We start from the raw sequence: 21,308 nt of genomic DNA on the forward strand, positions 1-21,308 counted from the left end.
GATTCTCGTCGCTCTAAAAGATCTACCTGACATTGCGCACACGGAATAGTTACGTGGTTAATGCTGAATAAGAAATCACTTTTTATCTATATTCTACTTAAAATTAACCGATATGAACATTTTCACAACGCAAAAAAATGAGTAACCATTCATTAATTTTGGGTTTTTAATAGATGTGCTCAATGTCAGATCTACACCCAACGCGGTTGCCACTCGAATGGGTGCTACAACGAATGTTGACGTATTTAAACTTATGGCAGTTGCTGAGGAAATTGTAGTACCCATGATGGAACAACCCATTCGAGTTGATCGAGATTCTTTAGTATTGGGTTATCCTAAATAAATCGGTTGAACGCACAATTTAGCTTTAATCTATTGAAGTTAAATACAAAACTAAACAACCCTAATTCACCAATCAGGTGAGTGCTGAACATTCATATACTTGCCAAAATCACCGCTAGCTGCGTTATAAATTTTGCAAGTAGAACCACTACTTGCTGCTATTCATGCCTTGCTATCAGTAATTTTTTCTGCGTATATGAACGCTCCCAACCGATTTATTTAGGGTTATGCTGGTGTTTACTCTTCATTTTTACTCCATGCCAAACGAGCTGATGAGAAATACCATGTTTGATCTGAAGATATTTTACTTAAACTCGCTGAAATGAAGACGGTAGGTGGTCAAGAAGATATGATTGAATATGTGGCAATTAACTTGGCTAAAGAAAAAAGGTGATGAGCATTCTTCACCTTTACAATTCACTCGCCCCAATTGCAGCAAAAAGAAGATTAGCGCAACTGCAAACGGTCTTTTTCTTGTGCTTTTGGAGTTTTAAAGCGTTTGTTTTCAGGTACGCACTCGATTATATCTTTTACAAAAGCACGTTTCCCGTTAGCAACCGTTACTCTTGAAGCCGGTAAATTGAATAATCGGGAATTAACTTTGGATTTTTTCCAACTAAAAAGGACAACTTGTTTGCCTGCACTTGTATCCAGATAGCATTTATAACCGACCTTTTTATCTGCTGCCAGAACACTTGGACTTATTAATAGCGCAATTATCGCAGTAGCATTAAACATTTTTGTTATTTCCAACATGCCTCACCTCCTTGTTCTGCTGGTATAGCTGAGTTTGCCGAGCCTTTCACACCTGCCGAAGTTAGCGTAATCATTGCACAGTCGGAGTCTCGTGTTGCCTGAACACCCTTTGCTGTCGCGGTAATTGTGAACGTTCTATTTGCCGCATCAATCACAGCATCAACGTCATAAAAACCATTTTCAACTTCAAATGGGTCAGCGTTTAACCCTAACTGGAGCATATTACTGGTATAAGTTCGATGATCTAGATAATACTGCTCTTCTAAGTTCGCGATTTCTACTAATGCTGCTAACGCATCAGCCCTCGCACCTTGCGCAACATATCGGGTATATGATGGATACGAAATCGAGGCAAGAATGCCAACAATTGCGACCACTATCATCACTTCAATTAAACTAAACCCTTTAATGAATCTTTTCATTTATTACTCGTTAACATGATAATAGATCCTTGATGCAGAAGGCCCAGCGTCTTGACACTTATCATCTCCTTCAGGGCACCCATCTTCATATCCATCCACTTTATCTAAGTTTAATCCTGCGGCACCAATACCGACTAAGTACATGTAACTTGGCCCAGTACCATTTGCAGGAACAACTAACTGAGGAGTATCAGGCACTCTGTCACTAATTTCATAAAAAGTTTGCCTGTAAGCTCGTGTACCACGATGAAGATCAAAACCATAGAGGCGGCCTTTTCCTGATATCAGACACTGGTTATCTGAGCCACTTTCACCTGGCACATAAGACGTAAAAAACACTTTACCTGCCACTATCGTTGCTGCTGACAAACTCTTCTCACCAGCAGCTTGAAAACTATAATACCAACCTCTTTTAGCCCCAAAAGCAATATTTTGTGCCGTAGAAGCTGGCGGGGTCGCTGTCACGTCATATAAGTTAGCAATAGTTAATGCATTAGGCACATCACCAGCTAAGTAGGATCTAGTAGTAATATTCCTGTCCTGCAAAGTGAAAAATATATCACTGCGTTCTTTATTAGATGGACTGGGTCGAAGCCCGCTGCCGATTACAACTGCATCATAAGGGATATCTTGATAATAAGTGTTCGTTGCCGTATTTCCGTCCACATCTGTTGTTGAATCTTGAATAACGTTGGTAAAAAGCGTTTTTATGGCAACTGGTTCTGCATAAAACCTTCGGTCTGAACTGATTAAGTTCCCACCTAAATCTGCAAACTTAAAAGCTGTCCATGTTGATTTGTTTGCTGACGGCATATCCATCCGCCAAACATTCCCCCCCGTATCCGTTGCATACAACCTATCTACAACGCCATCTCCAGTGCCATCTAACGTAGCAACTGAGTTGGGAATACTGTCGGTTAAATTAGGAATTGACGTAATGTTAGCACCGCTCGCATTACCAAAAAAATGAACTAAACTGCCATTTGTTGCGTCAACAATAAACACCCCTTTTCCTTCAAGATCAGCCTGCCCTACCCCTGTGATATCTTTTGTCGAAGGTGAGTAACCAGCACCGAATATAAGAACAGGATTCGTTATCCCTGGTAAGAATGTCACGACAGGTTCAGCCCATGTTTGCCCTAATTGAGCAACGCCTAATGATGCAGAATCAATTTTCCATTTAAATGTCGGTGAGTCAGGATCGGTGATATCAAGAGCATAATAAGATTTTCCACCTCGTCTCATCCCAAAGAAAAGCCAAGCTTTTTCAATCGTATTGCCATTGCGTTTTACGTAAGCGACTGGTGGGCTATCGAGGCCATAAACAGAGTGAACGCCTGTTGGGATGTTAGCACGCAGCTCTCTAGCATTAGGCAATAACTCATAAGGCATAAATGCCCAAGTCTCTGACACATTTGCTCCTGTGTCTTTAAACATGTGCATAAAACCATGGTTAGTGCCCATAATAATTCGGATATCGGGTAGACTGCTAGTCCCAAAATCAATCGCTAACGGCTTGGAGTGCAGAGGATCACCAAGAATATCAACTCGATGTTCAGTGATATTATTATCTTTATCATCGTCATCGACATCTTTACCTTTTATCCACTCGAAAGTATCTATTAGCTGCGCTTCATCCACTTGCATATAGCTCGCTAAATCAGCATCCCCTCCAGCTCGAGTCGATGCATTTGTTTTCGTGAGTGGTACAAGAGAGCCACTCTTGTTAAAATATAAATTTCGAGATGAAGCGTCTTGTAATACCTGTGCGGCTCCTCCTACAACAACATCATTACCATCACCACCATCGCTAGATAAACTACAGACAGAATCAGTAGTCCAATATGAACAAGCTGATGATTTTAAATTACCATCTTCTCCAATTGCATTAATACCATTTTTATCAACCACATCTCCTGAGCCCGTTACACGAAACTTTTTTAAATTTCCACGCCATCTTGGGCCTTTATTTGGAAGAAACATTGCATAATAAACTGAGTTATGTGTTTGCGTTCTATCAAAGTTATTACTTGCAATTGAAGGAGAGGTGAAACTGGCATTCACGTCTAAAATTTGGGTAAGAACTTTCTGCAAAGCAGACTGTAATTCAATAGCATTTCTTGCTGCAAAATATTTGCCGCCCCCAAGTCTTGCCGTTTCTGTTAGTAATTCTTCAGCATCATTAGCACCATCACTAAACCCAATCGTAAATGTTGTAACATGCTGATCACCTGGAAGGCTCGAATTCACATCTTGAGTATGCAACCATTCTGCAAGGTTTGGTAAATAACTTTGATTTGTTTCATAGTAGCTATCAAACACTGTATCGTTTTCAAAAGGATCAGTATCAACTCCTGGCAATCCCGCAATGTTCGTATCTGCATTGCGATCTGCTGTCGGCACGCCATCAGTGATTAAAATAACATAAACCTCATTCTGACAGGCTTTAAAGGGGGAATCATAATTACCGTCTTGGGTAACATTGGGATCTTGTGGTGGCTGATTGGGGATATATGAGCGCCAATTATAATCATCATCACCATAATCGACGCTTAATCCGCCAAAATAACGCATGGCTTCGTACAAACTTTCGCATAAAGGGGTGTTAGTATCTGACGTTAATCCATTAATTGTGTTAATAAGTGTAGATTTTTCTATTGCCGTGCGTTTTTTCACCTTAGCAATAATTCTTCCGCCATCTCCACCAGCATTGTCTCCCGCTCCTCTTACTAATTCTGTGGGAATATTGATATTAAATATTTGCAAGCCAAAATCTACACCAGGGGTCGTAATTAATGTTCTTTCTGCAACTTCTTTGGCGATTTCTAATCGCGAGCGTGAAACTGTGCTTTTAGTACTATTAAACCAGCGTATATAATTTTCAGTGTATATAGTAATTGCTTGGCCTGTTCCAAAACCTGTTTGTAGTGCTATTTCAGCAGCTGCGTCAATTTCATCTTGAGAGTTTGAGTTAACTGAAGTATAACGCTGGGGATTATCTGCTGTTCCTAAGCTATCAACTGGAAAACCATTTGGCTGACCAAGCGCATTACGCCATTCTTTTGATTCAATATCATCAAAGCAATCCAATGCAACTATGCTCGTACCATCGGTATCAGGAAGTTGATCCCATGTCCCATTTTGGCCTGCGAAACGGTATTCTCTAAAAAAACCTGTAAAAACACCGTATTCATTTAAAAATTGCTTCGAGGTTTCACAACCATTAATTTCAGTTGAAAAATATCGTAACTCACTTGGTTCAGCACGAGGTATAGATGTGACGCTCAATCCACCTTTGGAGTAAAACAAACGAGATGAATCAAGAGGGACACCATAATTAACATTTGGGTCATAAGAAGCTTCACTATTTGGTTCATTTGTTCTCATACTCCCTGAATTATCAAAAATAATAAGCACTTGTGGTCGAGCACCAGATCTTACGGACGACTCAAAAACATACAACTCTGTATCATCGGCAACACTCAATCCTGCAAACGCTATTAAGCTAAATAACGTGCTAAATATCCCTATCTTTGATATCGACATCATTAACAACCTCCATTACCGAATGTCTAAAACTTGTTGTTCCATGCCTGATGAAATCACAAGTTGTCCTAAGTTGTTTCGCCCATATCGAGCAGAAGTGGTCACTTCAATTTTTCTGCATTTAATGCCTAAGCTTCCTCTTGATTTTCTGGCACAACCTGTATCCAAAACAGGCGAGGTACAATTACTATCGGCATCTGGGTTACACCCTATAGGCATAACAGCATGAGAAACACCCATTTGTGCATCGTTTACCTGTGCTGGAGCGGTTAAATCAGTCATCATTGCATTACCCTGATTTTGAGTAATAAACCGTTCTTGAGAGCCATAAATGTGACTTATTGCCTCTAGCCTTTCTGCGCCAGAACCCGCCATTTTAATTGATTGAGTAGAGTTAACGGCCAGCGAAACACCTATAATAGTCATTAAAACTAATACTATTAGTGCAAAAAAAAGTACCACTCCCTGCTGTTTTTTCATTTTTAATTCCATCATCTCATACCTAATTCAACGAAAGGTTTTCAAGTGATATCGTTGTCGAAACTACTTTGCGCCTAAAATTATCATTAAAAGCATTTAAATTTATATCACCAAGTTGATACGTGGTTTCATTGGTATAACTTGGATCTCGCTCAAGTGAACGAACCAATAAAAATATTCTCAGTGCAACGATTTTAGCTTTAGGCCCATCAGGTGCTCCAAAGTCTTTGGGGGCATTATCCCAAAGGTCTTGCGTTACACTGTCTGCACCAACAAACACATCAGCAGATGGATCACCTTGATTGTCCACGCCATAAAGCACTCTAAGATTTTCAATACCTTCAACTAATTGTTCGTCAGAGCCAGCCATATTGTCGCCAACTAAAGTTTTTCTTCTTAAACTTGGGATGCCATCTTGGTTGCGTATGTAATAAATATGATGAGAAAGTTCCCAATATCTAATGCTTTCGCCAGCTGGAGCAGGCTGATTTCCTCGAAAGAAGATAATTTGATTATTACTTGTCGTTCCTGCGTAGTGCCGATTAACATTATTTGGAGCAAGAGTTGGCGGACCGATTAAGCGCTTAACTTGTAGAACGTCAGTGTTATCAACCACACTATTTAAACAAGCGAAACTATCGGGGCTGACATTAGATCGATATCCCCAAATCATTCTATATGGAACACTACTTACAACAGGTAAACTTCTATTATTTAATCCAGCACCAATACAATCATTCCCGTCATCAATATCCAAAGCATCTACTGTTATATTTTCACCTACGGTTAAGCGTTGCCCTGTAAGATCTCCCATAAATCCAGTTTGACTAAGGTCTCTTTCCAGTATTGCTAATGCTATGCGTCCATTTTCTTGCAGTTCATTAAATTGACTCGTCGTTGTCACATTTGTGGATGACATTCGAAACATCGTAAAAAGACCAAGGGTCAAAAACAGACCAACAACCATTGAAACCATAAGTTCAACGAGAGAAAAGCCCAGATTACGTTCTATTTTTATTATCTTATTCATATTCTTATAACCGTAGTGACGGTGTAGAGCCTTCGGCGATTACCATCGGCTCCACAGTCCTGAGCCACACCACTATAATGCCCCGTAGCACCGTCAGAGGTTTCACGAATACTTCGCCAACTGATGGCAACTGTGAGCAAATCGTCATCTTGAGTAATGCAAGCTACTGGTGTATCTAACCCTCCAACACCAATATCATCAAGCATTTCTGAATTACCAATAAGTAATTGCTCCCAAGAATATAAATCTGCCAGCCTCATCTGAGCCGGGCTACATTGATTATTAATATTATTGCAAAGCGTGGCGGGTGCAGATAAGCTCCCATCGTACCCATCTGTATTTAAATAGTTAGCTAATTCAGTCCGATTAACTTTAATTCGATTAACAATGTCATGAGCAAGGTAAGCCGCTTGGGTATGCTGATAGGATTCAAAGCTACCTTGCTTAGAAACAATATGAAGATTAAAAACGCCGACTAAGCCTATTGCTAAAATCACTAAGGCAACCAACACCTCAACAAGGGAAAGCCCTTTTTCATTGCCATTCATTGGCGTCAATCCTCCTACTGTTGCCATTTTGTTGACTCAATAAATACCCAAATTATCTTATTCTACGGCAAGTTAATAGTCTAAAGGAAAAAGATTTTAGGCTAAATTTTATCCAAAAGCCATAACCAGCATAAAAATTTAACATTTATGCATTAATTTTCATCAGAAATAAAAGGCCAACAAAATGCTGACCTTGTGTGTTTATTCTTGTAAAAATTACTTTTTCCGCCAAGTAGTACCGTTTATACCATCTTCAAGCACTACGCCTAACGCATTTAAGCCATCACGCGCTTTATCTGCTGCTGCCCAATCTTTCTCGGTTCTTGCTCGATTTCGTTCAACGATGAGAGCTTCAATTTCTGCAATTTCGTCTTGATCACCTTCACCTTTAAAGAAAGCTTCTGGCGTTTGATTTAATAACCCAAGCACTTCTGCAAGTTGTTTAAATTTTGCCCCTAAGGCACTTGCTGCCATTAGGTCAGATGTTTTCAAGCGATTAATTTCACGCGCCATATCAAAAAGCACTGAATAAGCTTCTGGTGTATTAAAATCATCGTCCATCGCAGATTTAAATTTACTGACGTATTCATCGGCATCTGCCGGCGTTACCGTTAAATCTAAATCTTTAATCGAAGTGTATAAACGCTCTACTGCGGCACGAGACTGATTCAAATTTTCTTCAGAGTAATTTATTTGACTACGATAATGGCCTGATAATAAAAAATAACGCACTGTTTCAGAATCATAATGTTCTAGCACATCACGGATCGTGAAAAAGTTATTTAATGACTTTGACATTTTTTCACGATCAATCATCACCATACCACTGTGCATCCAATAATTGACGTATGGGGTATCATGAGCGCAACAGGACTGAGCAATTTCATTTTCATGATGTGGGAATTGTAGATCTGATCCACCGCCATGAATATCAAAATGCAAACCCAGGTGCTTGCTGTTCATGGCTGAACATTCAATGTGCCATCCCGGACGACCGAGTCCCCATGGAGACTCCCATGTTGGTTCGCCAGGCTTAGACATTTTCCACAACACAAAATCCATAGGATTTTCTTTAGAGTTCTCAACTTCAACACGAGCACCAGCTTGTAATTGCTCTAGATCTTGTCCCGATAAACGACCATAGTCGTCAAATGACGTTACGCGGAACAACACATCCCCATTTAAAGCTACATAAGCATGATCGCGCTCAACAAGTCTTTCAATCAAGTCAATCATTTCAGGAATATGCTGAGTCGCTCTAGGCTCTAGATCTGGTCTAAGCATATTTAAGGCATCAAAATCCTTATACATGTCAGCAATCAATCGCTCTGTTAATACGTTACATGACTCGTTATTATCATTCGCACGCTTAATGATTTTATCGTCTACATCAGTAATATTTCTGTGATAGTCCAACTGGTAACCACTGAATCGCAAATAACGTGAAATCATATCGAAAGAAACAAACGTGCGACCATGACCAATGTGACAGAGATCGTAAATAGTAACCCCGCAAACATACATTCCAACGCGATCTGGACGGATTGGTTTGAACTCTTCTTTTTGACGGGTCAAGCTGTTATATATTTTCAGCATTTGCGATCTCTTTAATTCACTTTTAATAAACTTATTACCCGTTATTGACGAGAAAGACCTGAAACTTTCATCTTCATTAATGACGAGTAGTTAAAAGCAAAGTTTATCACGGCTGGATAAATCTTGAATACAGATCTTTATACCAATTCTCAGATACGGTAAACTTCGAACTTTATTATTTCGGTACTTAAGACTCATGATCATATTACACACGAATCACGGCGACATAAAAATTGAACTTAACGCAGAAAAAGCCCCAAATACGGCTGAAAACTTTCTGAACTATGTCAAAGATGGTTTCTACGACGGCACTATTTTTCACCGAGTAATCGATGGTTTCATGATTCAAGGTGGTGGTTTTACTGCTGATATGGATCAGAAGAAAACCGGTGAAATGATCAAGAACGAAGCCAGTAACGGTCTTTCAAACAAGAAAGGCACAATTGCAATGGCTCGCACACAAGCGCCGCATTCTGCAACCGCTCAATTTTTTATCAATGTAAGCGACAACACTTTCTTAGATTTTAAATCTGAAACACCTCAAGGCTGGGGCTACTGTGTGTTTGCTGAGGTTATTGATGGTATGGATGTTGTTGAAAAAATTAAGAATGTTGCAACTGGCACTAAAGGCATGCATCAAGATGTACCGCTAGAAACAGTTGTAATTGAAAGTGTTACGGTTGAAAGCTAACATTTAATAATGACGACATTATTTATTGGTGATCTGCATTTAAGTGCAGATCATTCATACATCACAGACGCCTTTTTTCGTTTCTTGGACACCCAAGCCAAGAAAGCCGAAGCCCTGTATATTTTAGGTGACTTATTCGAAGTGTGGCTAGGTGATGATGTCGCTGAGCCTTTTGCAGAAAATGTAGCGAGTAAACTACGAGCAGCTTCTCGTTACACAAAAATCTATTACATCAATGGCAACCGAGACTTTTTACTGAGTTATCAGTACGCTAAACGTGCTGGAATGACAATTCTTCCAGAACATCACACGTTAAGTCTTTATGATATTCCTACTGTTATTCTCCATGGCGACACCTTGTGCACGCTCGATGAAAGCTATCAAAAATTTCGTAAATTTCGTAATAATAGCTTTGTACGGTGGCTTTATTTCAGTTTTCCTAGCGCTATCAGGCGTTCCATTGCACAGCGTATACGTAACAAAAGTAAAAAAAGTAACCAAGGTAAAAGCCAAGCCATAATGGACGTTGAACCATCAGCGGTTAAATCGTTAATGAAATCGACTCAAACTCAGCGCATGATACACGGGCATACTCATCGTCCCGGTTTTAATGATGTAGCTGAAGGAAAAAAACGTATTGTCGTGGGTGACTGGTATGAAGAAGGCAGCGTTTTAGAAGTTAACCGAGAAGGTATTTCATTAACAACACTGCCTTTTTGACTTTTAGTGACTTCACTTACTTCTACATCAACCGTAACAAACTGGTTTAATAACTCATGTTACGCACTAACAGCTTTTAGAGTTTGAAGTTCTGTAAAGGCTGTTTTTAATGCTTTTATATACAGTTTCGCCCTCAGTTGAAATTTATTCATTTTCAGTTTTAAAGCTAAGGTTTCAAGCCTAAATGCACTATAAATTGATAAAAATTGATGATTACTTTGTGTTTTAACTGTATGTGCTGGAGAACGGGTAATTGCCGCATTTGACTTCAGGTTTTTATGGAAGAGTTCAACGTTCCATCGTTTTTGATAGACCGCTTGGATGAACTCATCATCACAACTTAAATCACTGCATAACAAGTAAAGCTCGCCTGTACTTCCATCTTTGTTTTTAAAGACTTTCTTGGATAACTGTAACTCAAAATCTACCCCAGATATCCAAACTTTGACAGACTGCCCTTCTTGAAACTCAAGTGTATCAACCCGTTGTGATTTCTTATGCTTCTTATCATCTTCACTCAAAGAAACAAGACGATTAGATTTGCACGCCATGATAAAATCCTTGTGGCATTTGTGTTTGATAAACACCATATTTTCATTTGAACAGAACCAACTGTCTGCTAGAACATATTTGAATTTAAGTTGGTTTTGGTAACTAATTTGTAAAAGCTCTCTAAAATCTTCATTCTTAGTTGTTTCAGACATTCTGCGAACTTTCTTAGTTTTCAGATCACAATAGGGAATTGGCTTAGTGATCAACTTATAAGATACTGGAATTGATACACCTTGGGAGTAGTAAAGACAATTAAGAAGGTTAATCCCTTTAACGGTTCGATTTTTTGTGTGGTCGTAGTGGTAAGCGATCAAGTCGCTTTCGTCCGTATAAGGCTTTTCTTCAATCGTATCATCGAAAATAAGAACGGCATCATCTTCTTCGACCTGTCTTACAGTGGATTTAACCATTCCCCAAAGAGTTTTACTGGTGAACTCGTTAGTAGAAAGGAGTCTTGTTACCTGATCATGACTGTAAGCACCATCTAGTAAGTCTGACATCCCTGTTGCTGTTACTTGTCCAAAGCTAGATAGTTGGTAATCGCTATACAGCTCTAGTAATTCATCGTTCATAGCTTGATTATGCCACTAATTTTTAGGCGGTGCGTAACATGAGTTAATAAGAAGGAAGTGGTGTTAAAGATAATTTAACACCAATCGCTATAGCTCGACGTTCCAAACAATATTTCAACTCAGTGAAATATTCCATCACATCTTTTTTGATATCTTTTTGTTCAGAATAATAAGCGCTGTCATTTATAGAACGTGCCGAGCCATCATCTTTTGTCGTTGGATTTTTATACCCCTCTGATTCAGGAATATCTCTAATTAATACAGAACATATATGATGCAATTTTTGCATATTTGATGCATTAGAAGCCGACTTTGCTTGAGTTTTAACATTCATAATTACCGTCTTTAACTTAGTCCTTGTATTTAATCTCTCCTCAAACAGCTTAATCTTGGGACATTTGCTACCATCTTTATTTTTTTTATTCGGATCTTCCCGGTAAGTATAGCAAGTCATCACTGAATCTAAATAATCTGCGCATTTATCAGACATTATTGGCCACGATGCTCCTCCTACGGCTAAAGATTGAAAAGGCATAGATGCACCTGAGCAACCGGAATTATCAGCTATAGTTAGAGAACTAAAGTTACTCTTTTCAATCTCAGTTAAATCAGTTTGCCTAGCTTCAAGCTGCTCTTTTGTCTTTTGCATTATGTTATCAATATTATTTTTTAGATATGGATAATTTTTCACTGCAGATTGAAACCATGGGAAAGTCATTGCATACTCATAAACACTCACAGATTCTTCTGGGTTTACATGAGCTAAGAAGCATAATCCTCTGATAAACATACCAATACCCATCTTAGGTTCTCTTCTAGTAGACTCGGTCAATGCATTATATAAATGCTGAGAGACAGCCATATCTAATGGAAAAGTGCTACCTATTGAATCAAAATCAAGCTCTTGATATGTAAACGGAAAATTCCCTTTTTCAACTTCTGAATCTATAGTAACAGAGAAATCAGAGTGTTCTTCTACCCAGCTTTTTTTTAATTCTTCAAATGCTATTTCGTATTTTCGATCAAACTCTTGAAAATTTTGTTTTGTTTGTACTTCACAAGAAAATGAACTTTGAAGCTGTCTTCCATCAACTGAAACTACGGCCATAATACCCTCGATCTTTTAGTATCTAAATTTAGAGTTATGAGATCCATCTTCGTATTTTTAAGCTGATAAGGAACCATATGTAATTTAAATATTAAAATCGAATTAAACCATTTTCATGAAAGTCTTTTAATATATTTCCGTGAAAGTGTTGAACAAGTGGATTAACACAAGCTTTCACTACGTAGAAGAATAAGCGTTGAAATGCCCACGCAGTAAGAGGCTAAGTACCTGACCATAAGTTTCTTAAGATTTTCTAGTGCCCAGTTACAGCACTTTACGGTGTTGCAACTTCGGTTACATAGCTACGGCTATGCGCCCTACATTGCGTCTTGTATAGCACTAAACCTGAACACAATAATTATCAAAGAACTTATCGACAGGTACTTACATTGCCATTAAAAAGTAACCAAGGTAAAAACGTATTGTCGTCGCTATTTAATATGAAGCAGGCAGCGTGTTAAACCTAAAAACATCAGTTGAACGTTGAGTATACGAGTAACTGCTTGAGCAATAAGATGATTTTATCATCATGGCTTTCACCCAATGAGTGAAATGTTCTACGCTCACAAGCTTGCTAAAATGACTGCTATCTGCGTTGTAACTTTTGTAAGTAGAATAACTACTTGCTGCAAGCTACGCCTTACTATCAGCCATTTTTTCTTCGCTTAAGAACGCAGTCAACTGATGTTTCTAGGTTAAAAGTGAATAGAAATGACGATTCACTTACAACACGGCCTTTTTGAATTTTCAAAAACATGGATAATTTATACTTTTTACAACTCGTCCATATACAATTCTATCTGAAGTTCGAATGCTTTAGATTCTATGGCGCTTAGAAGCGACTTAAAATATGGCAAAGCTAGCTTCATTAACTGAACTTGCTGATAGTAATTAGTAACACTCGCAACATAACTAGCACTACCTCCTCCCATTTCAACCACTTTTTTTGCTTCTGCAATAGCAGTCTCTTCATTGACTTCACTAAAATCCTGAAATTCATCTTTTCTCGGAATATCTCTAAGCAGCACTTTAACGGCCACATGCAAACAAAATAATCGCTCAGCATCTTCTGGCGAAGCGCTTTCCATGCCGCACAAATGCTTTACCTGAGACTTAAAACTGCCGTAGCGTTTAAAATCTTTTGTAAAAAGCTCAAAATCTTTGAGAGAACCACCCATTTTGTAAAATGAATCTATACAACTCTCCTTAATATAATATTCAACTAGGGGATCTAAATTTGGCACCTCACAGGGTTCAAGTTTTGTCGGGAGGCTCGAAAACTGCTTTAATGATGATAATACACTTTCTTGATCTAGGCTTTTACTTCCGATGTCTTTTAATTGTTCAGTAAATACAGGTTTGTAGTTTGAGTCAATTTCCATAGGAATATAGCCAGAACCACCAATCACTGTGCAAGGGTTTTCTTTTTTGTTTTGTTCTTGCTGTTTTTCTTTTATATCCTGTAACTGTGTTTTTGTGTCCCAGAGCTCACTAGAATTAAATAGATTACTGCCGTGAGCACTTTTAAATAGCTCTTCCCAATCAGAATACTCATTATCTGCTTCAACATGAGCTAAGAACTGTAAACATCGAACAAAATCTTCTTTTAATTCCAATAACAAAGGCGATGTTGGCTCAGCACTTCTCGCAAGTTCTTTACACTCATTCATTCTTGTTAATATATGAGTTTCTAATGGTTGCATTTTTGCTGTACTAATAGGGCCAACTTCTTTTACACCCTTCTGAAAGTCGTCGTAAGTGATAGGAACTTCACCACGTTTATAAGCCGTTTCATATTCAGCTTTAAATTGAGAATCAGTTGATAATGGGTTTCTCCAACAGCGTTCTAGTTCGGTATAACTTGGTAAAAGCCTCTCATTAAAAGCTGAACTTTCATCAACATGTAAGCTATCTTTTTCAGTTCCGTACATAGCTCTAGCCGAACTTAATAAAGAGCTTTCATCAGTTGCTTTCGCAGGCTCACCGACTCGCGGATCAGGGCACTGACTTAATGAACTCAGCGATTGTATTGATTCAAATGACATTTTAACTCTCAATGTAAATAATTTAATGTTTTTCGAGAGTAAACCGCCCTCCGAGCACAGACTAATTAATTAAAGTTAATTCAATTTAAACAATAATTTAACGTACAGATGAGTTTAAAATTCATACCAATTACAGTAATTAATCTCTCACTCAGCAAGAGCTAAAGGGTTTCAGTGCAAGGCGCGCAAGCTCGAAGTACTATCGGGATAATTCAAGTGCTTGTAACGCAGTAATGGAACCCTTTAGCATTGCCCTTTGGGAGCTTGTATGTGCTCAAATCACTTCTCAAAATTGTCTTGACGTAGAACAATTATGTCTTCATCAATTTCGATCGCACTTTGAGCACATACATAGCTCTGAGTTGAGCATTTAATTACTGTAATTGGTATTAAAAAAGATAACTGGTTATATGACTAAAAATTAATTTTTGGATTTCCACTATGAAATTTAAAATCTCTATCTGGTGAAGAAATTAATTCAGATTCTCGCTCACCAAAAAAAGCCACTCTTTCCGAAATATTTCCTGCCGCTATTTTCTCGGCCAAACTTAAGTAATCTTGATAATGACGTGCTTCAGAACGCAATAAAGATATGTAAAACTCTCCGAGTCTTTTGTTGACTAAAGGTGCCAGTTTTGCGAACCGTTCACATGATCTCGCTTCGATATAAGCACCAATGATAAGTTTATCAATTAACGTATTAGGCTCATGTGTTGTCACATGGCAGATCATCCCACTGGCATATCGGCTTGAAGTAATATTGACATACTCAATACCACATTCATCCATAATCTCTAACACTTGATAAAAATGATGCAACTCTTCTTTAATAAGCAGTACCATTTTATCGATAAGATCTTGCCCGTATTTCGAATTTGATTTAGGCACAACAGCTTTAGTTAATCGATTTAATTTCGGTAACTCACGCCAATCACCTTCTTTTTTATAAGCAAATGCTTCAAAGGGTTTTAACCATTTTAATAAGGCTTCACCACTTTCTTTATCTACGGCGTATTTTCGTATTAAATACATGGCCGACTGAGCGGCTTTTAACTCACAGATTAAATGATCAATTAAAATTATTGGTAGGTTTTCAGCTTTAGCGGCTTCATTCAGCCATTCTTGTGGGGTTTCGCAATGTAAAAATTGCTTAATTGGGGCGAGCAGTTGCTCCATAGGTGCCTGCATTTTCTGAGCGAATTCTTTATTAATTTTATCGTTTGCCAGAAGGCTTAGCAATTAACTACTTGACTCCAGCTGCTTTTTGTTTAATAAATAATCTATAGCCATAGTTTTTGTGGTAGAAATAAAAAGTAGTAGTAATACCAATTACAGTAATTAAATGCTTAACTCAGAGCTATGTATGCGCACAAAGTACAAGCGAAATTGGTGAAAACATAGTTATTACCGACATACAAAACTGTCGTTATTACATTGCTACGTTGAGATAATTTTGTTAAGTAATTTTTGTGCATACAAGCTCCCGTAGGGCAAAGCTAAAGGTTTCCATTACTACGTTGCACGTTCTTGAATTATCCCGATAGTACTTCGAACATGCGCCTTGTACTGATAACCTTTATCTCTTACTGAGTGAGAGATTAATTACTGTAATTGGTATAATACAGTCTTTTCAATTGTCTAGACCATAGAGTTTCGGATGTGGGTTAAGGCAGTTGCTTGAACCGTTTCATAAAAAGAAAGATTGGTTCGTACTGTCGGAGCGTAATTTGCTCTTTGTCGTAGCAGGTGTGAGCCATCAATGTCGACAAAAGGATAATTAGATGATCTTAAATCACCTGATGGGTTTATACACTCATCCCAAAAAAGAGTGGCACACCATAGAACAAAACCATGAATCTTTAAAAAGTAGCCTAAGCCATATTTTGCTTGTTGCGCTCATTCCTGCAATCTGTGCTTATATTGGCTCAGCGCACATCGGTTGGAACCCCACAGGAGAAGGTGAAAAGTTATTTTTAACCGATCAAAGTGCAATGCTCATGTCCGTTGGTATGTACTTTGGCTTAATTGCTGGTGTATTTGCACTGGCTTATTTGTCTTTTTGGATGGCAAAAACATTCGATTCAACACCAACTTTCACTCAAGCTCTTGAGTTAGCTTCATACACAGCAACACCTTTATTTATGGTCGGATTATCTGCTTTATTTCCGGTTCTTTGGTTTATGATGGTTGTAGCTTTATTTGGTATCGCCTACTCGGTTTATCTTCTTTACACAGGCATTCCAATTATTATGAATATTCCTGAAGAAAAAGGCTTTATTTACTCAAGTTCGGTAGTTACTTGTGGGCTTGTGTTGTTAGTTGCGCTCATGGCTGCAAGCGTTATTTTATGGAGTAATGGCTTTGGTCCTGCAATAGCGAATTAATGCCAATTACGTAGAGTAGGCTACTGGCTTCGCTATCGCTTATCCAGCAGCCCCTCTTCGATTCCGTGCATGAGGTTTTCCCTCACACGGCTCTGTTGTTACACTTCTCTCAGCCCCTTCACTTTGCTTATCATCTTGTCGTGGGTAAATACTCAAGACCAGCTTGGCGTAATTTTTCGTAAGCACCTCGTGATAGATACTTGCTGCGACGTTGACTTAAGCGACGATGCCATCGATAGAATCGGTTTACTACAAATCCATTTATTCTGAAAAATACTCCTCTGGGATATCCTATCCCAGCAAAATAGTGTTTCCATCCCCTCAGAACTTGATTAACTTTATTTATCAGTACGCCAAGTGTATTTGAGGTTCGATGCTTCACTATGTCTCTGAGTTTATTTTTCAGCTTTGTTTGGCTCTTCTTAGACGCCTGTATCTTAATGTAACTGGTGCCTTTGATGAGGCCTGTGATCCGTTGAAAGTTAAAACCGAGGAAATCAAACTCATTCATCAGCTTTCCCATATCCACACAGTGGGTTTTACTTTGATTTAGCTTCAGACCTTCATCACTTAATTGCTGTGTTATCCAGTCCAGTTGCTCTTGTGTGTAGGTTTGCTTATGAAGTACAACAAAATCATCTGCATAGGTAACGATTTTACACGGTGTTTTTTCGTGTATTTTCAAACAGAAATCGTTGAGATAGATGTTAGCCAGTAGTGGAGAGATAACTCCGCCTTGCGGAGTGCCACATCGGCTTGCTTCTATTCGCCATTTCCCGTTGACCGTCTCTATGCTGATGGGCGCTTTGATAAAGCTTTTCAGCAAACTCAGAAAGCTGCTGTCGCTTATTCGCCTTTCTACTTTTGCCATCAACTTAGCGTGCGGGATGGTATCGAAATAGGCGCTCAAGTCAGCATCGAGTACGTGCTGATAGCCTTGTTTTAGGCTCATTTCAATGACTTTTACCGCTTGCTGGGCGCTTCGACATGGACGGTAGCCATAACTGTGTTCATGTAAATGAGGTTCGTAGACGGGTTGCATCACTATTGTCATCGCCATTTGCACAATTCTGTCACTGATTATCGGGATCCCAAGTTTCCGCGTTTTGCCGTTGTCTTTGAGTATTTCTACTCGTTTGACTGGGCTAGGTCGATAGTTTTTCTGTTGTAATTGAGTTTGAATTTCTTTTAACAGCGCAACAACTTTCTTTTGCTGCTCTAGATAACTGAATGTGATGCCATCAATTCCTGCTCCGCCTTTATTGGCTTTGCATCGTCGATAGGCTTCTTCGAGTATATCTAGGCGACTGAGTTTATCGTACAAGCTGTAAAATCGTAGCTCCGAGTTAAGCTTTGAGCGTAAGTAAAGTTTTCGCTGTAATATTCTGATATTTACTGGAGTGTTAGCCATATGGCAATTTCACCTCAAAAGTTACGTTAAAAACGGGTGTAACACTGAGCCCCTTCCCTGATGTGAAGTTATGTTGTCTTCACGGTTAACGGTACTATGGGCTCATCCGACTGCCTGAGCGCCCTATCTGAAATTTCGGTTTACCTTATATTCGGATAGTGCAAGTCACTACCTTCCAACACTCAGGCTCTCCCACGTTCACTTTATTTCCTTCAATACATGCCACTTCATATTACGCCGGAAGATCAAACAGATGCATTTACCAGTTGCTTCTCTATTTGTGTCAGGGTTCGTCAACTAGGAAAGACTCCCCATCTTCATTTTTTGATTTACGACGCTTAACTGAATTCGCTTGATGCTGCGGTCTACATTGCATCTCAACCTTTATTCAAGGCCTTTGTCACAGGGCTTCATGTCATAGCGGTTACCCATTATGCATGCCCGTCAGATTTCGGGATGAACTGGTAATTATCCCGTCAGGTACGTTTCAACCTGATGGACTTATTATAAATAATAACGTTGCTGTCTCTGGTTTATGGCCATGTAATCGCTTGGCTGCGTATACGTTGAGACAAATCCCGCAACGGAATAAAGCGCTTCGTGGCGCTCCCTAGAAACATCAGTTGACTGCGTTCTCAAGCGTAGAAGAAATGACTGATATTAAGACGTAGCTTTCAGCAAGTAGTTATTCTACTTGCAAAAGTTACAACGCAGATAATAGTCTTTTTAGCAAGCTTGTGAGCGTAGAGCACTTCACTCATTGGGTGAAAGCCATTATGATAAAATCATCGTATTGCTCAAACAGTTACTCGTGTACTCAGCGTTCAACTGATGTTTTTAGGATTACTGTAATTAACTTCCCACTCAGCAAGAGCTAAAGGATTTCAGTACAAGGCGCAAGTTTGAAGTACTATCGGGATAATTCAAAAACTTGTAACCTAGTAATGGAATCCTTTAGCCTTGCCCTTCGGGAGCTTGTATGCGTTCAAATTACTACGCAAAATTGTCTCAACGTAGCAATGTAATAACGACAGTTTTGTATGTCGGAAATAACTATGTCTTCATCAATTTCACTTGTACCGTGTACTTTGCACACATACATAGCTCTGAGCTGGGAATTTAATTACTGTAATTGGTATTACAACCATTTCAATAAAAATGCCAGTCGATTGACTGGCATTTTTGTGTCTATTTCAATGAGTATTGATTACTCACCAAATGTGTCTCTTAAAGCAACAGTCAAGTTAAATACTAAGCTATCAGGCTTGGAATCTTTATTGTCGGCACAAAAATACCCTTCTCTCTCAAATTGATAGGCTTTTTCTGCTTTGGCAGTAACAAGGCTAGCTTCAGCAAAACCGTGTTTGACAACCAGTGAGGTAGGATTCAACACATCATCAATTGATTCTGCACCCGCTGGATTTGCTTCCGTAAATAAGCTGTTATAAATACGGAATTCTGCAGGTTTTGCACTCGCCGCTTCAACCCAATGGATAACACCTTTTACTTTTCGACCATCAGCAGGGTTTTTACCTAGTGTTTCAGCGTCATAACTGCAATAAACGGTTGTTACCTTGCCTTGCTCGTCTTTATCACAACGTAATGCTTTAATAACATAAGCATTGCGTAAGCGCACTTCTTTATCCAACACAAGACGCTTATATTTCTTGTTTGCTTCTTCTCTAAAGTCGGCTGCATCAATATACAATTCACGACCAAATGGTAGTTCACGCGTACCGAGGTGTTCATGAGTTGGATGTGCCGGAGCTGATAATGTCTCTTGTTGAGCTTCTGGGTAGTTTTCAATCACAACTTTAATTGGATCAACAACCGCCATTGCTCGAGGCGCATTTTCGTTGAGATCTTCACGAATGCAGGCATTTAACATTCCAACTTCAATCAAATTCTCAACTTTCGTCACGCCAATACGCTCACAAAACTCTCGTATAGAAGCTGGTGTATAACCTCGTCGACGTAAGCCCGCGATTGTTGGCATTCTAGGATCATCCCAACCACTTACAATTTTACGATCAACAAGATCGTTAAGCTTACGCTTAGACATCAAAGTGTATTCGATATTCAGTCGCGAGAACTCATATTGTCTAGTACGATTAGGCTTATTAAAGTCATCTAAGTTATCTAACACCCAATCATAAACCCGTCGATTATCTTGGAATTCAAGGGTACAAATTGAGTGAGTGATCCCTTCAATCGCATCCGAGATACAATGTGTGAAGTCGTACATTGGATAAATGCACCACTTATCACCAGCTTGGTGATGATGAGCAAATCGAACACGATAGATGATTGGATCTCTCATCACCATAAATGAAGATGACATATCAATCTTGGCTCGTAGTGCGCACTCCCCTTCTTTGAATTCACCTAAGCGCATTTTTTCAAATAAGGCTAAGTTTTCTTCTGGAGTGGTATCACGATATGGGCTATTTTTACCTGGCTTTGTAAGCGTGCCACGATACTCTCGTGTTTCGTCCGCATTTAAGAAGCACACATAAGCGAGACCTTTATTGATGAGTTCAATCGCATATTGATGGATCTGATCAAAATAACCTGAAGAGTAATGAATATCTCCTGACCACTGGAAACCTAACCAACGTACATCATCTTGTATAGAATGAACGTAATCAATGTCTTCTTTTTCAGGATTGGTATCATCAAAACGTAAATTACACTTTCCCTGATAATCTTTTGCTATGCCAAAGTTAAGACAGATTGACTTAGCATGCCCGATATGAAGAAAGCCGTTCGGCTCAGGCGGGAAACGAGTTTGAACTTGAGTGTGTTTACCACTTTCAAGATCGGCATCAATAATGTTACGTATGAAGTTACTAGGACGCACTTCAGTGTCCACATGGTCCATGAAATTCCTCTTTGCGAAAAAGATGATAATTATAATTAATGGCATAATCCTACAGTTGCTTAGTAGTTACAATGCCTCTAGCGAAAATCTTTTATATCGAGTAGGGTGAGGCGTTAGTGCCTCATCCCTCTCACAGACCCGTACATACGGGTCTCGTATACGGCTCCAGCTTAATTTTATTCAATTACTTTGTACTGAGCACATAGCCCGTTCGCACTTCTTCA

General features: G+C 39.0%; 16 protein-coding genes and 1 pseudogene. 4 read left to right on the top strand and 13 right to left on the bottom strand.

Translation table 11 applies throughout. The annotated features are described in order from the left end of the window. Window positions 1-565: 565 nt before the first annotated feature. Window positions 566-736: pseudogene (locus E2I05_RS15575) on the top strand (4-hydroxy-2-oxovalerate aldolase); the annotation flags it as partial. Between the two features lie 53 nt (window positions 737-789). Here the strand turns inward: E2I05_RS15575 and E2I05_RS15580 are convergent. The 7 genes from E2I05_RS15580 to cysS form a co-directional block, all read right to left on the bottom strand. Then, window positions 790-1,098: a TapY2 family type IVa secretion system protein gene (locus tag E2I05_RS15580; protein ID WP_121854421.1), complete on the bottom strand. Its 309-nt coding sequence runs from the start codon at window positions 1,096-1,098 to the stop codon at window positions 790-792. Beyond that, window positions 1,086-1,520: a type IV pilin protein gene (locus E2I05_RS15585; protein WP_121854420.1), complete on the bottom strand. Its 435-nt coding sequence runs from the start codon at window positions 1,518-1,520 to the stop codon at window positions 1,086-1,088. Before E2I05_RS15585 ends, E2I05_RS15580 begins: the two co-directional genes overlap by 13 nt. A 3-nt stretch (window positions 1,521-1,523) precedes the next feature. Next, window positions 1,524-5,066: a pilus assembly protein gene (locus E2I05_RS15590; protein WP_121854428.1), complete on the bottom strand. Its 3,543-nt coding sequence runs from the start codon at window positions 5,064-5,066 to the stop codon at window positions 1,524-1,526. A 15-nt stretch (window positions 5,067-5,081) separates the two neighbouring features. Beyond that, window positions 5,082-5,561, bottom strand: a complete 480-nt coding sequence (locus tag E2I05_RS15595; RefSeq protein WP_244935395.1) for a pilus assembly PilX family protein — start codon at window positions 5,559-5,561, stop codon at window positions 5,082-5,084. Between the two features lie 7 nt (window positions 5,562-5,568). Continuing rightward, entirely contained in the window at window positions 5,569-6,576 is a 1,008-nt protein-coding gene (locus E2I05_RS15600) for a PilW family protein (RefSeq protein ID WP_121854419.1), read from the bottom strand. Continuing rightward, window positions 6,573-7,151, bottom strand: a complete 579-nt coding sequence (gene pilV, locus E2I05_RS15605) for a type IV pilus modification protein PilV (protein WP_243641114.1) — start codon at window positions 7,149-7,151, stop codon at window positions 6,573-6,575. Before pilV ends, E2I05_RS15600 begins: the two co-directional genes overlap by 4 nt. Window positions 7,152-7,340: 189 nt before the next feature. Further along, complete coding sequence (gene cysS / locus E2I05_RS15610) at window positions 7,341-8,720, bottom strand: cysteine--tRNA ligase (protein WP_121854418.1); 1,380 nt, start codon at window positions 8,718-8,720, stop codon at window positions 7,341-7,343. 196 nt (window positions 8,721-8,916) lie between these two features. Between cysS and E2I05_RS15615 the strand changes: the two genes are divergently transcribed. Further along, the gene (locus tag E2I05_RS15615) at window positions 8,917-9,411 is read left to right on the top strand and encodes a peptidylprolyl isomerase (protein ID WP_121854417.1); all 495 of its coding nucleotides are present in this window, start codon (window positions 8,917-8,919) and stop codon (window positions 9,409-9,411) included. Window positions 9,412-9,420: 9 nt separating this feature from the next. After that, window positions 9,421-10,131, top strand: a complete 711-nt coding sequence (locus E2I05_RS15620) for a UDP-2,3-diacylglucosamine diphosphatase (protein WP_121854416.1) — start codon at window positions 9,421-9,423, stop codon at window positions 10,129-10,131. Window positions 10,132-10,190: 59 nt separating this feature from the next. On the opposite strand, the gene E2I05_RS15625 is transcribed toward E2I05_RS15620, so the two are convergent. From E2I05_RS15625 to miaE, 4 genes are all read right to left on the bottom strand, one after another. Next, window positions 10,191-11,255 carry an IS701 family transposase gene (locus E2I05_RS15625; RefSeq protein WP_133309569.1) on the bottom strand — a complete coding sequence of 355 codons (1,065 nt, stop codon included), beginning with the start codon at window positions 11,253-11,255 and terminating at the stop codon, window positions 10,191-10,193. A 43-nt stretch (window positions 11,256-11,298) separates the two neighbouring features. After that, on the bottom strand, window positions 11,299-12,363 hold the full coding sequence (locus E2I05_RS15630) for a hypothetical protein (protein WP_121855155.1): 1,065 nt from the start codon (window positions 12,361-12,363) through the stop codon (window positions 11,299-11,301). Window positions 12,364-13,136: 773 nt separating this feature from the next. Next, window positions 13,137-14,408 carry a hypothetical protein gene (locus E2I05_RS15635; protein ID WP_121855154.1) on the bottom strand — a complete coding sequence of 424 codons (1,272 nt, stop codon included), beginning with the start codon at window positions 14,406-14,408 and terminating at the stop codon, window positions 13,137-13,139. Between the two features lie 414 nt (window positions 14,409-14,822). After that, on the bottom strand, window positions 14,823-15,584 hold the full coding sequence (miaE, locus tag E2I05_RS15640) for a tRNA isopentenyl-2-thiomethyl-A-37 hydroxylase MiaE (protein WP_121855156.1): 762 nt from the start codon (window positions 15,582-15,584) through the stop codon (window positions 14,823-14,825). Window positions 15,585-16,189: 605 nt separating this feature from the next. On the opposite strand from miaE, the gene E2I05_RS15645 reads away from it, so the two are divergent. After that, a complete protein-coding gene (locus tag E2I05_RS15645) occupies window positions 16,190-16,792 on the top strand; it encodes a Yip1 family protein (protein ID WP_121855153.1) in 603 nt (200 codons plus the stop codon). A 130-nt stretch (window positions 16,793-16,922) separates the two neighbouring features. Here the strand turns inward: E2I05_RS15645 and ltrA are convergent, their stop codons facing one another. Both ltrA and glnS read right to left on the bottom strand, forming a co-directional pair. Beyond that, window positions 16,923-18,203, bottom strand: a complete 1,281-nt coding sequence (gene ltrA / locus E2I05_RS15650) for a group II intron reverse transcriptase/maturase (RefSeq protein ID WP_133309740.1) — start codon at window positions 18,201-18,203, stop codon at window positions 16,923-16,925. A gap of 1,207 nt (window positions 18,204-19,410) precedes the next feature. After that, entirely contained in the window at window positions 19,411-21,084 is a 1,674-nt protein-coding gene (glnS, locus tag E2I05_RS15655) for a glutamine--tRNA ligase (RefSeq protein WP_121855223.1), read from the bottom strand. Window positions 21,085-21,308 lie beyond the last annotated feature (224 nt).

Origin of the sequence: Parashewanella spongiae (assembly GCF_004358345.1) — a bacterium.
In the GTDB taxonomy this organism is placed as follows: Bacteria; Pseudomonadota; Gammaproteobacteria; order Enterobacterales; family Shewanellaceae; genus Parashewanella; species Parashewanella spongiae.

Coding starts and splice junctions, on each gene's coding strand:
- E2I05_RS15590 (WP_121854428.1), bottom strand. CDS start 5,066: ATGTCGATATCAAAGATAGGGATATTTAGCACGTTATTTAGCTTAATA.
- E2I05_RS15585 (WP_121854420.1), bottom strand. CDS start 1,520: ATGAAAAGATTCATTAAAGGGTTTAGTTTAATTGAAGTGATGATAGTG.
- E2I05_RS15630 (WP_121855155.1), bottom strand. CDS start 12,363: ATGGCCGTAGTTTCAGTTGATGGAAGACAGCTTCAAAGTTCATTTTCT.
- E2I05_RS15580 (WP_121854421.1), bottom strand. CDS start 1,098: ATGTTGGAAATAACAAAAATGTTTAATGCTACTGCGATAATTGCGCTA.
- E2I05_RS15615 (WP_121854417.1), top strand. CDS start 8,917: ATGATCATATTACACACGAATCACGGCGACATAAAAATTGAACTTAAC.
- E2I05_RS15600 (WP_121854419.1), bottom strand. CDS start 6,576: ATGAATAAGATAATAAAAATAGAACGTAATCTGGGCTTTTCTCTCGTT.
- E2I05_RS15645 (WP_121855153.1), top strand. CDS start 16,190: ATGATCTTAAATCACCTGATGGGTTTATACACTCATCCCAAAAAAGAG.
- pilV (WP_243641114.1), bottom strand. CDS start 7,151: ATGGCAACAGTAGGAGGATTGACGCCAATGAATGGCAATGAAAAAGGG.
- E2I05_RS15595 (WP_244935395.1), bottom strand. CDS start 5,561: ATGATGGAATTAAAAATGAAAAAACAGCAGGGAGTGGTACTTTTTTTT.
- glnS (WP_121855223.1), bottom strand. CDS start 21,084: ATGGACCATGTGGACACTGAAGTGCGTCCTAGTAACTTCATACGTAAC.
- E2I05_RS15625 (WP_133309569.1), bottom strand. CDS start 11,255: ATGAACGATGAATTACTAGAGCTGTATAGCGATTACCAACTATCTAGC.
- miaE (WP_121855156.1), bottom strand. CDS start 15,584: ATGGAGCAACTGCTCGCCCCAATTAAGCAATTTTTACATTGCGAAACC.
- E2I05_RS15620 (WP_121854416.1), top strand. CDS start 9,421: ATGACGACATTATTTATTGGTGATCTGCATTTAAGTGCAGATCATTCA.
- E2I05_RS15635 (WP_121855154.1), bottom strand. CDS start 14,408: ATGTCATTTGAATCAATACAATCGCTGAGTTCATTAAGTCAGTGCCCT.
- ltrA (WP_133309740.1), bottom strand. CDS start 18,203: ATGGCTAACACTCCAGTAAATATCAGAATATTACAGCGAAAACTTTAC.
- cysS (WP_121854418.1), bottom strand. CDS start 8,720: ATGCTGAAAATATATAACAGCTTGACCCGTCAAAAAGAAGAGTTCAAA.